Origin of the sequence: Streptomyces sp. NPDC056948, assembly GCF_042674225.1 — a bacterium.
GTDB lineage: Bacteria > Actinomycetota > Actinomycetes > Streptomycetales > Streptomycetaceae > Streptomyces > Streptomyces purpurascens.
Map to the genome: position 1 here is coordinate 1 of NZ_JBHUQX010000318.1, position 11,302 is coordinate 11,302.

Genomic DNA, 11,302 nt, shown 5'->3' on the forward strand with positions numbered 1-11,302 from the left:
GGGGCGGCGCCCCGGGGGCCCCCCCCCAACGCCCCCTGGTCTTTCACCTGAGGGGTACTCAGGAGCTATGACTGGTTACGAGTTGACCTGCGTCGTGACCAGGTTGGAGAAGGTGGTCAGCCGGGTGTAGACACCCGGGTAACCGGCCTGGGCGCAGCCTTCGCCCCAGGAAGTGATGCCTGCCAGGACGCCCCCGATGAGCAGGGGGCCGCCGCTGTCGCCCTGGCAGGTGTCCACGCCGCCGGAGGTCTTTCCGGCGCACACCATGTCGCTCTGCACGAAGTCGGAGCCGTAGGAGCTCGCACAACTGGAGTCGGACACGGTCGGTACGGTCGCGGTGCGGAGCTGGTTGGAGGAGCTGCCGCCCGCGGAGGTGGTGCCCCAGCCGAGGATGCGGGCGGTGGCGCCGGCCGCGTACACCGAGGTCTGGGAGGAGGAGACGTACTTCGCCGTGGTGTACGGCATCGACGTCGACAGCGTCAGCACGGCCACGTCGTCGCCGTTGGTGGCGTCGGTGTAGCTCGGGTGGATCCATATCTTGCTGACTCTGCTGACCGTGCCGTTGGTGCCGTTGAGGTAGGTGCGGCCACCGACCACCCGCACGCTGCCGGCGGACTCACCGACCATGCAGTGCGCGGCGGTGACGACCTTGGTGGGCGAGACCAGCGTGCCGCCGCAGAACTGGTTCTGCGAGGCGTCCGTGATCTGCATGACGAACGGGTACGCGGTCGTCGTGGTCGTCGTACCGCCGACGATCGGCTGGGGCGCGGCGACGGCGGCGGGAGCGGTGAGCAGCGCGGTCGCGGCGGCGGCAGCGGTCGCCGCAGCGACGGCGGCGGCCTTCTTGGCGCGGTTGAGCCCGAACATGGGTCTCCTCAGGGAGTTGCCGGTGGGGGGTCGCGCGGGTGTGGTGAAGCACGGGGACCCTGACGCCGTTGTTCGGATCTCCGTGTGCCCGGCGAGCGGCACGCCCCCAAGCTAGAGCCCGGGACAGGGGGCTCCCAATGGGGGAACTCCCTAAGGGAGTTGGGCAGGGAAAACCCTCGGTCGCGCCCCGTAAACCCAGGTGAGGGTCAGGTCGTGCGGCGGCCGGCGGCCAGCCGGACGATGTCCACCCGCGAACGGATCCCCAGCTTCCGGTAGACCCGGGTCAGCGTCGCCTCGACGGTCTTGACACTGATGAACAGGCGGGCCGCGATCTCCCGGTTGGTCGCGCCCTCCATCACGAGCGAGGCGACCTGACGCTCCATCGAGGCGAGGCCCTCCAGCGCGTCCAGCGCGACGGGCGGCGCGACGGAGGCCGCCTCCACCGCCGTGGAACCGGCCGCGACGGCCGCGTCGACCTGCCGCAGCCAGGGCAGCGCCCGGCAGCGCCGGAACAGCCGGGCGGCCTCGTCGTACGACGCCGGTCCCGGCAGGGGAGTGCCGCCGGTGCGGGGCAGCGCGGCGGCCTGGGCGCGCAGACGGGCCAGCGCGAAGGCGGCCCGCGCCTCCTCCAGGCCGTAGCCCAGCCTGCCGAGCCGGTCCCGCACGGACGCCAACCGGACGAGGGCGCCCTCGTGTTCACCGCGTGCCGCCCGCACCATCGCCTCGGCCCGGTCGAGCACGGCCAGCACGCTCTCCCTGCCCAGCCGCAGCGCGTGCGCGCGGGTCGTGTCGATGAGGTCCTGGGCCTCGCCCGGTTCGCCGATGCGGACCAGTGCCTCGGCGAGGTCGCCGTGCCAGCGGCCGCGCGCCGGGTCGTTGATGCCGAGGCCGTGCTCCAGCTCCCGCACCCGGCGCAGCGAACGGACCGTGGCCGCCGGGTCCCCGGCCACCAACTGGGCGTAGCCCAGGGCCGCCAGAGCCCGGGACAGATACATCTGGTCGCCGTCGACCTCGGCGTGGTCGGCCGCCTCACGCGCGAGCGCCAGCGCCCGGTCCACGTCCCCGGCGGAGGCCTCCGCGAGGGAGGCGAGCATCGCCGAGGCGCCCTCGCCGATCCCGGCGTCCCGGGCCAGCCGCAGGCTCTCGCGGGCCAGGTCCAGGGCCCGGCCGCAGTGCCCGGTGCGCAGCTCCGTGTCGGCGAGGAAGCGCAGGAAGTGCACCTCGCTCTCGACCATGCCGCGCCGCCGCACCTCGCGCAGCAGCGCGGTGATCGTCGACCGCGCCTCGGGGAGCTGGTCGCTCATGATCAGCCAGCGGAACCGGGCCGAGCCGGCGCCGTTGTGATGGCAGGCCACATACGGGTCCTGGGGTTCCCGCAGTGCCCGTTTGACGGTCGCGGGCGCGCCCGGATGGCCCATCAGGGTCTCGGTGGAGGCCTGGAAGGACAACGCCATCAGTTCGGTGCGCCGGTCCCCGCCCCGGGCGGCCAGCTCCGCCGCGTGCTCGGCCTCCTGCCGGGCCTCGGCGAAGTCGCCCTCCACGACCAGGCCGCGCCAGGCGAGCTGGTAGTGGACCAGGGCGAGCAGCCCCGGGTCGTCGCCCGCGTCGGCCAGGACCTGCGGGAAGACGGCGTCGACCTCGCCGAGCGCCTGCCCGGCCGCCTCGATGACCACCATCCAGGCCCGTACGCGCTCGGCGGGCACGGTGGCACGCGTCAGTACGTCGCGGGCGATGTCCCGGGCGAGATCGGCCTCGCCGGCGGTGATCGCGTCCTCCGCCGCCTGCAGGCGCCGTTCGTCCGGGCCCGGAGTGCTGTCCGCCGGGGTGTGCCGGGCCGCGAGCAGCCCGAGCGAGGCGGCCACGGACGGTGCCCCGCGGTCCCGGGCCCGCGCGGCGGCCTCGGCGAGCCGGGCCGCCACCTCCGGGTCGGTGCCGGTGGTCGCCAGGGCCAGGTGCCGGGCCCGCTCGATCGGGTCGGAGGCCGCTGTGGACAGCGCGGCGTGCACGGCCCGCCGCTCCTGCGCCGGGGCCTCCGCGTACAGCGCGGCCGAGATCAGCGGATGCGCGAACCGTACGGCGGGCCCCTCCGCCTCGGTCGCCAGCAGCCCGAGCGCCGCGGCCTGGGCCGTCTCGGCCTCGGCGTGCTCCCGGCCGGCCGCGTGCAGCAGCGCCAGCGTGGGGCGGGCACCGGCGCTGGCCACCAGGAGGGTGCGGCGCGCCTCGTCCGACAGCATCTCCAGCCGGCTCAGCACCAGGGCCCGCAGCGAGGTGGGCACGGGCAGCGGCTCGCCGGGCCGGGGCCGGGTGGGGCTCTCGGCCAGGGCACGGCCCAGTTCCAGCGCGAAGAGCGGGTTGCCGCCGCTGGTGCGGTGGATGTCGCGGATCGTCGAGCGGGACAAGGGGGTGTAGCCGCGGTGATCGAGCAGCGCCGAGACCTGGGTACGGGACAGCGGGCCCAGCCGGACGGCGAGCGTGTCGGGCGGGGACGCGCGTAGATGGCGGTCGTACTCCTGGCCCTCGGTCCGCACCGCGCACAGCATCTGCACGGGCGTGTCGCCCAGCCGGCGGGCGGCGAAGCCGAGCAGTTCGGCACTGGCGGCATCCAGCCACTGCAGGTCGTCGGCGACGACCAGCACCGGGCCCTCGGCGGCGAGGGCGCGCAGCGCCGACAGCACGGCGAGGCGCAGCGCCAGCCCGTCACGCTGGAGGGTGGACTCGCCGCGGCCGGTGAGCGCCGACTCCAGGGCGGTGCGCTGGGCGGCGGGCAACTGTCCCGAGACCTCGTCCAGGACCAGGCCGAACAGGTCGGCCAGCGCCAGGAAGGGCAGGTGCGATTCGGACTCGGTGGCCGAGCAGCGCAGGACGGTCCGGGCCGCGCCGCCGTAATCCGCGGCCAGCGCCCGCAGGACGGTCGACTTTCCTATTCCCGCGGGGCCGTGGAGCAGCACACTTCCGCCTCGGCCGAGCTGTTCACGAGCCGACGTGAACAGATCCTCCCTGCCGATGACCAGGTCGGGGCGGCACCTGGGAGGCTCCTGGAAGTCCCGTCGCACGGTCACCTCTCCCCTCCCTGTGTCGTGTCCTGGCCAATATTAGGCAACAGCTCTTTCAATTTCGGACGGACGGCGTGGTGAGGGAAATAACAACCGACGCCGACGGGCGAATTCATTGGGCCCCCGAATGCGGCGGCAGACGCCGTGGGCGCCCGGTCGGGAACCCTTCGGTATATCGAACGGACCGGCATATCAGAAAACATCACAAACCTACGGCAACCATCCCGCCCGGCGCGCGGCGACCACGGCCTCGCCCCGGGTCCGGGCCCGCAGCTTCCGCATGGCCGACCGCAGATACCCCTTGACGGTCTCGGGCGTCACGCCCAGCCGCTCGGCGGCGACCGCGTTCGTGGCCCCGGCGGCGACACACGCCAGCACGTCCACCTCGCGCGGCGCCAGCCGGACCCGGGCCGGCGAGGCGGACTCGGCCGTCAGCAGCGCACACGCCTCCAGCAGCTCCTCCCGCAGCTCCGGGTCCGCGATCTTCGGGGCCAGCGCCCGCAGCGCCGCGTGCGCCTCCCGCACCTGCTCCCACCCCGCGCCCGCCCCGCCCCCGGCGGCGAGCGTCCGCGCCTCGTCCCGCACGACCAGGGCCCGCTCCACGTCCCGCGCCGCCTCGACGGCCGCGTCGAGCATGCGCCCGCCCATCGGCAGGGCAGTGCGCAGCGCCCCGTACAGCACCCCGCGCACCCCGTGCCGGACGACCACCGGCACGGCCAGCACCGAGCGCAGCCCCTCCACGGCCACCGGGGCGTCGTACTCGTGACTGATCTGCCGCGACGCGGAGTAGTCCGTCACCACGCACGGCCGGGCGAGCACCACCGTCTTGCCGCCCAGCCCGATCCCGGACGTCACCGCGAGGGAACGCAGGGCGTCCGTCGCCGTGCCGCTCAGTTCGCTGATGCGCATCTGCCGCCCGGCCTCCATGAGGCCGCCGAAGGCGATCGGGAGGCCGGTGGCGCGCCGCAGACGCAGCAGCGCGTTCCGTATCTCGACCGCGTCGGACGCGTCTGCTGTCACCTGTTCGCCCCTTCACTACGGCTCCTGTGCGGACGCACCCCCCGTTCGGGGGTAGTGAGACCTGCATCACGGATTACACGATGGTTCGGAGCCGCCCGGCAATGGTCCGGTACTCAGGAGGACAGATGACATCGGCGACGGAGATGTTCCGCGGGGCGCGGGACTTCCTGCTGGAACACCGCGAGGACTACGCCAGGGCCTACGACGGCTTCCGCTGGCCCCGCCCCGAGTACTTCAACTGGGCGCTCGACTGGTTCGACGAGATCGCGGACGGCAACGCCCGCACCGCCCTGCACATCGTCGAGGAGGACGGCCGCGAGACCCGGCTGTCCTTCGCGGAGATGTCCGTGCGCTCGGCCCGGTTCGCCAACTGGCTGCGCGCCCGGGGCGTGCGCGCCGAGGACCGGATCCTCGTCATGCTCGGCAACCAGGCCGAACTGTGGATCACCGCCCTCGCGGCGATGAAGCTGCGCGCGGTGGTCATCCCGGCCACCCCGCTGCTCGGCCCCGCCGACCTGCGCGACCGCGTCGACCGCGGCCGGGTCCGGCACGTCATCGCGCGCTCCGAGGACACCGGGAAGTTCGCCGAGGTCCCCGGCGACTACACGCGCATCGCCGCCGGTACGGCCCCTCAGGGCTGGCTGCCGCTGGAGGACGCGTACGGCGCCCCCGCCGACTTCGCGCCCGACGCCCCGACCCGGTCCGACGACCCGCTGATGCTCTACTTCACCTCGGGCACCACCGCCCGGCCCAAACTCGTCGAGCACACCCACACGTCGTACCCCATCGGGCACCTGTCCACCATGTACTGGATCGGCCTCAAGCCCGGCGACGTGCATCTGAACATCTCCTCGCCCGGCTGGGCCAAGCACGCCTGGTCCAACCTCTTCGCACCGTGGAACGCCGAGGCGACCGTCTTCCTGTACAACTACACGCGCTTCGACGCGGCCCGTCTCATGGCGGAGATGGACCGGGCCGGCGTCACCACCTTCTGCGCCCCGCCGACCGTCTGGCGCATGCTCATCCAGGCCGACCTGACCCAGTTGCGCACCCGGCCGCGCGAGGTCGTCGCCGCGGGTGAGCCGCTCAACCCGGAGGTCATCGAGCAGGTCCGCCGGTCCTGGGGCGTCACCGTCCGGGACGGCTTCGGCCAGACCGAGACGGCCGTACAGGTCGCCAACAGCCCCGGCCAGCCCCTCAAGACCGGGTCGATGGGCCGGCCGAGCCCCGGCTACCGCGTCGAACTGCTGGACGCCGTCTCGGGGGCGCCGGGCGCGAGCGAGGGGGAGATCGCCCTCGACCTGTCGGGCCGCCCCGTCGGCCTGATGACCGGCTACCACGGCGACGCGGACCGGACGGCGGAGTCGATGGCCGGCGGCTACTACCGCACCGGCGACATCGGCGCGCGGGACGAGGACGGCTACGTCACCTACGTCGGCCGCGCGGACGACGTCTTCAAGGCGAGTGACTACAAGATCTCGCCTTTCGAGCTGGAGAGCGCGCTGCTGGAGCACGAGGCGGTGGCGGAGGCGGCGGTCGTACCGGCCCCGGACGACCTGCGCCTCGCCGTGCCGAAGGCGTACGTCGTCCTGGCCGACGGCTGGGAGCCGGGCCCCGACACCGCGAAGGTGCTGTTCGAGCACTCCCGTCAGGCCCTGGCCCCCTACAAGCGCATCCGCCGCCTGGAGTTCGGCGACCTGCCCAAGACGGTCTCCGGCAAGATCCGCCGCATCGAGCTGCGCGAGGCCACGGCGGCCGGCTCGGACGCCGAGTACCGCGAGGAGGACTTCCGGTGACTTCGTACAGCCATGGAACCGGCGGGACGGCCCTGCTGGGCGACACGATCGGGGCCAACCTGGACCGGGCGGTGGCCGCCTGGCCGGAGCGCGAGGCGCTGGTCGACGTCCCGTCCGGGAGGCGCTGGACATACGCGCGGTTCGGCGCCTCGGTGGACGAGCTGGCGTCGGCCCTGACGGCGTCCGGTGTCGCCAAGGGCGACCGGGTGGGCATCTGGGCGGTCAACTGCCCCGAGTGGGTGCTCGTCCAGTACGCCACCGCCCGCATCGGCGCGATCATGGTCAACATCAACCCGGCCTACCGCACCCACGAGGTCGAGTACGTCCTCAACCAGGCCGGTGTGTCGCTGCTGTTCGCCTCCGCCGGCCACAAGGGGAGCGACTACCGGGCGATGGTCGAGCAAGTGCGGGGCAGCTGCGCCGGGTTGCGCGAGGTCGTGTACTTCGGCGCCCCGAGCTGGGAGGCGCTGCTGGGACGGGCCACCCCCGATGCCCGGTCCCGGTACCCGGAGCTGTCCTGCGACGACCCGATCAACATCCAGTACACGTCGGGCACGACGGGCTTCCCCAAGGGCGCGACCCTCTCGCACCACAACATCCTCAACAACGGGTACTTCGTGGGCGAGTCGATCGCCTACAGCGAGCAGGACCGGGTGTGCGTCCCCGTGCCCTTCTACCACTGCTTCGGCATGGTGATGGGCAATCTGGCCGCCACCTCGCACGGCGCGTGCATCGTCATCCCCGCCCCGTCCTTCGACCCGAAGGCCACGCTGGACGCGGTCCAGCAGGAGCGCTGCACCTCGCTCTACGGCGTCCCGACCATGTTCATCGCGGAGCTCAACCTCCCCGGCTTCGCGGCGTACGACCTCTCCTCCCTGCGCACCGGCATCATGGCGGGCTCGCCCTGCCCCGTCGAGGTGATGAAGCGGGTGGTCGCCGAGATGCACATGGCCGAGGTCTCCATCTGCTACGGCATGACCGAGACCTCCCCGGTGTCCCTCCAGACCCGCAGGGACGACGACCTGGAGCACCGCACGGGCACCGTGGGCCGGGTCCTGCCGCACATCGAGGTCAAGGTCGTCGACCCCGCGACGGGCGTGACACGACCCCGGGGCACCGCGGGCGAGTTGTGTACCCGCGGCTACAGCGTGATGCTCGGCTACTGGAACGAGCCGGAGAAGACCGCCGAGGCCATCGACGCCGGCCGCTGGATGCACACCGGCGACCTCGCCGTGATGCGCGAGGACGGCTACGTCGAGATCGTGGGCCGCATCAAGGACATGATCATCCGGGGCGGGGAGAACATCTACCCCCGCGAGATCGAGGAGTTCCTCTACGCCCATCCCGGTATCCAGGACGTCCAGGTCGTGGGCGTCCCGCACGACCACTACGGCGAGGAGGTCCTGGCCTGCGTCATCCCCCGCGACCCGGACGCCCCGCCGACGCTGGAGGACCTACGGGCCTTCTGCGAGGGGCAGTTGGCGCACTACAAGATCCCGAGCAGGCTTCGGATCCTCGACTCCTTCCCGATGACGGTGTCCGGGAAGGTACGCAAGGTGGAGCTTCGGGAGAGGTTCTCGGAGGGGCAGGGGTAGGTCACAGCGGTGCGCGCATGCACACCCGTGGCCAGCGGTCCAGGCCGTGTGCGGTCTCCGTCGCGCGGATTGCGCGCAGGCCGGGGGTGAGGTCCGGCTCGGGCAGGGTGTGGAAGCCGAGGCGGGCGTAGTAGGGGGCGTTCCACGGGACCTCCGTGAAGGTGGTCAGTGTCAGGGCGGTCAGGCCCTCCTCGCGGGCGCGGTCGGCGGCGTACGCCAGGAGGGCCCGGCCCACGCCACGGCGCGCGGCACGCGGGTGGACCGAGACCTGCTCGATGTGCAGCGCGCCGTCCACGGGCTCGGCCAGCAGATACGCGACCGGATGGTCCCGCTCGTCCACCGCGACCCAGCAGCGCCCGGCCCGGCGGTAGCGCTCCAGCACGTCGAGCCCCGGCGGCTCGTCGTCGGCGATCTCCGGCATGCCGAGGTCGCGGAAGGGGGCACCGGCGGCACGTTCGATGTCCTGGAGGGCGGGGAGTTCGGCGGATGCCGCCGGGCGGATGCGGGTGCGCATGCCGTGAGTATGCGGCGCGGTGGTGGGGTCAGGGTGCCGATTTCCCGGTGCCGGTGGTGTACAGCGCGTCGGCCGGGGCGTTCACCGGGCGCGGTGTGCCCGTGAGGTCGAGGACGAACAGGGGGATGGCGAGGGCGTCGGCGCGGGCCAGGGCGTCGTCCGCGTATCCGGCGAGGGAGAAGTAGAGGCAGTCCGCGGACTCCGTCATGGCCGTCAGCCACAGGCACTCCACGTCCCGCAGCGTCGCGGGGCGCACCGCCGGGTCGACCTGCGCGAGGACGCCGCGGGCGGCGAGGCCGATGCCGGACGGGGGGCGCTGGTCCGCCCGGCGTACGTCCGGGTAGCCCAGCCAGCGCAGATACAGCGCGGTGGCCGTGACGGCGTCGCGCGCGGTTCGGATGGTGACGGACCGGAAGGGCGGCCTGGCGGCAGCGGCAGCGGCAGCGGCGCCTGCGATGGCGGTGGCGGCCGCGGCGTCGCGTGTGTCCGGCGTGGACCGCCGCCGGGCGGCATCCGCGTCCTGGTCCGTCCCGTCGTCCGGGCCGGCCGGCCCCCGCCCCTCCGTCACCGGCACCCGCAGCACCGTCCCGCACGCGCATCCCAGCTCCGGGCGCGGCCACTCCCCGCTCCGGCCGCAGGACGCGCAGCGCACCGTCACCCAGTCGTCCTGCCAGACGCGATGCGAGACGGGCGTCGCCGCGCGGTGGCGGTCCAGGGGCGGGCCGACCGGCGCGCCGCACACGCAGGGGTACACCGGAGGCGTGTAGCGGTGCTCGCGGTGGCAGGCCGGGCAGCGCACCGGGACGGTCTCGGCCATGTCTCTCCAGAACCGTGTCGCGTCGGGACAGCGGATCCATCGTGCTCCTTCGGCCCCCTGCCTGTCCGCCCCTTGCCATCTCTTGACGGCCTTCGTCCACCCCACTTACATTAATTCCAGATCGTAGAAAATTCTTTCCGCAATACGGAAGAGCTCACCGCGGGGCGCGACGGGAGTGCGAATCCGACAGCCGAAGCAGGAGTACTCGATGGCTCGAATGACCGCTGCCCGAGCGGCAGTTGAGATCCTCAAGCGCGAGGGCGTGACCGACGCGTTCGGTGTCCCGGGCGCGGCGATCAATCCCTTCTACGCGGCACTCAAGGCCTCCGGCGGCATCGCCCACACCCTCGCCCGGCACGTCGAGGGGGCCTCGCACATGGCCGAGGGCTACACCCGCACCCACCCGGGCAACATCGGTGTCTGCATCGGCACCTCGGGCCCGGCCGGCACCGACATGATCACGGGCCTGTACTCCGCGACCGGTGACTCCATCCCGATCCTGTGCATCACCGGCCAGGCCCCGACCGCCGTGATCCACAAGGAGGACTTCCAGGCCGTCGACATCGCCTCGATCGCCAAGCCGGTCACGAAGATGGCCGTGACCGTCCTGGAGGCGGCGCAGGTCCCCGGCGTCTTCCAGCAGGCCTTCCATCTGATGCGCTCCAGCCGCCCGGGGCCGGTCCTCATCGACCTGCCGATCGACGTCCAGCTCACGGAGATCGAGTTCGACCCGGAGACGTACGAGCCGCTCCCGGTCTACAAGCCGGCCGCGACCCGCGCCCAGATCGAGAAGGCGATCACGCTCCTCAACGAGTCCGAGCGGCCGCTGATCGTCGCCGGCGGCGGTGTCATCAACGCCGATGCCGCGGAACTGCTCGTCGAGTTCGCCGAGTTGACCGGCACCCCGGTCGTCCCGACCCTGATGGGCTGGGGCCTCCTCCCCGACGACCACGACCTGAACGCCGGCATGGTCGGCCTCCAGACCTCGCACCGCTACGGCAACGCGACCTTCCTGGAGTCCGACTTCGTCCTCGGCATCGGCAACCGCTGGGCCAACCGCCACACCGGCAAACTCGACGTCTACACGGCCGGGCGGAAGTTCGTCCACGTCGACATCGAGCCCACCCAGATCGGCAAGATCTTCGCCCCCGACTACGGCATCGCCTCCGACGCCAAGGCCGCGCTGGAGCTGTTCGTCGAGGTGGCTCGGGAGCTGAAGGCGGCGGGCAAGCTGCCCGACCGCACCGAGTGGGCCGCCGCCGCGCAGGAGAGGAAGGCCACGCTCCAGCGCCGTACGCACTTCGACGACATCCCGATCAAGCCGCAGCGCGTCTACGAGGAGATGAACAAGGCCTTCGGCCCGGAGACCCGCTATGTCTCCACCATCGGCCTCTCGCAGATCGCCGGCGCCCAGATGCTGCACGTCTACCGGCCCCGCCACTGGATCAACTGCGGCCAGGCCGGCCCGCTCGGCTGGACCATCCCGGCCGCGCTCGGCGTCGCCAAGGCCGACCCCGAGGCGTCCGTCGTGGCGCTCTCCGGCGACTACGACTTCCAGTTCATGCTCGAGGAACTGGCCGTCGGCGCGCAGCACAAGATCCCGTACGTCCATGTCCTCGTCAACAACTCCTATCTGGGCC

At 72.6% G+C, this 11,302-nt stretch carries 8 protein-coding genes; 3 read left to right on the forward strand and 5 right to left on the reverse strand.

Annotated elements, in window-relative coordinates:
* Nucleotides 1-75: 75 nt before the first annotated feature.
* The 3 genes from ACFTZL_RS32065 to ACFTZL_RS32075 all read right to left on the reverse strand — a co-directional run bounded on the left by ACFTZL_RS32065 (nt 76) and on the right by ACFTZL_RS32075 (nt 4,940).
* On the reverse strand, nt 76-867 hold the full coding sequence (locus ACFTZL_RS32065) for a S1 family peptidase (protein WP_382589828.1): 792 nt from the start codon (nt 865-867) through the stop codon (nt 76-78).
* A 206-nt stretch (nt 868-1,073) separates the two neighbouring features.
* A complete protein-coding gene (locus ACFTZL_RS32070) occupies nt 1,074-3,926 on the reverse strand; it encodes an AAA family ATPase (RefSeq protein ID WP_382589831.1) in 2,853 nt (950 codons plus the stop codon).
* Nucleotides 3,927-4,130: 204 nt separating this feature from the next.
* Nucleotides 4,131-4,940 (reverse strand): LuxR C-terminal-related transcriptional regulator, encoded by an 810-nt coding sequence (locus ACFTZL_RS32075; protein ID WP_382589833.1) that lies wholly within the window; start codon nt 4,938-4,940, stop codon nt 4,131-4,133.
* 125 nt (nt 4,941-5,065) lie between these two features.
* Here ACFTZL_RS32075 and ACFTZL_RS32080 point away from each other — a divergent pair, with 125 nt between their 5' ends.
* Together ACFTZL_RS32080 and ACFTZL_RS32085 are read left to right on the forward strand one after the other, a co-directional pair.
* Nucleotides 5,066-6,736 carry an AMP-binding protein gene (locus ACFTZL_RS32080; protein ID WP_382589836.1) on the forward strand — a complete coding sequence of 557 codons (1,671 nt, stop codon included), beginning with the start codon at nt 5,066-5,068 and terminating at the stop codon, nt 6,734-6,736.
* Nucleotides 6,733-8,331, forward strand: coding sequence for an AMP-binding protein (locus ACFTZL_RS32085; protein ID WP_382589839.1), 1,599 nt, complete (start codon nt 6,733-6,735; stop codon nt 8,329-8,331). The genes ACFTZL_RS32080 and ACFTZL_RS32085 overlap by 4 nt, the downstream gene beginning before the upstream one ends.
* 1 nt (nt 8,332) lies before the next feature.
* Here the strand turns inward: ACFTZL_RS32085 and ACFTZL_RS32090 are convergent, their stop codons facing one another.
* Entirely contained in the window at nt 8,333-8,845 is a 513-nt protein-coding gene (locus tag ACFTZL_RS32090) for a GNAT family N-acetyltransferase (RefSeq protein WP_382589842.1), read from the reverse strand.
* A gap of 28 nt (nt 8,846-8,873) precedes the next feature.
* Complete coding sequence (locus tag ACFTZL_RS32095) at nt 8,874-9,662, reverse strand: hypothetical protein (protein WP_382589845.1); 789 nt, start codon at nt 9,660-9,662, stop codon at nt 8,874-8,876.
* A 208-nt stretch (nt 9,663-9,870) separates the two neighbouring features.
* Between ACFTZL_RS32095 and gcl the strand changes: the two genes are divergently transcribed.
* On the forward strand, nt 9,871-11,302 hold a 1,432-nt coding region (gene gcl, locus ACFTZL_RS32100; protein ID WP_382589848.1), incomplete at its 3' end, for a glyoxylate carboligase.

Coding starts and splice junctions, on each gene's coding strand:
- ACFTZL_RS32065 (WP_382589828.1), bottom strand. CDS start 867: ATGTTCGGGCTCAACCGCGCCAAGAAGGCCGCCGCCGTCGCTGCGGCG.
- ACFTZL_RS32080 (WP_382589836.1), top strand. CDS start 5,066: ATGACATCGGCGACGGAGATGTTCCGCGGGGCGCGGGACTTCCTGCTG.
- ACFTZL_RS32090 (WP_382589842.1), bottom strand. CDS start 8,845: ATGCGCACCCGCATCCGCCCGGCGGCATCCGCCGAACTCCCCGCCCTC.
- ACFTZL_RS32095 (WP_382589845.1), bottom strand. CDS start 9,662: ATGGCCGAGACCGTCCCGGTGCGCTGCCCGGCCTGCCACCGCGAGCAC.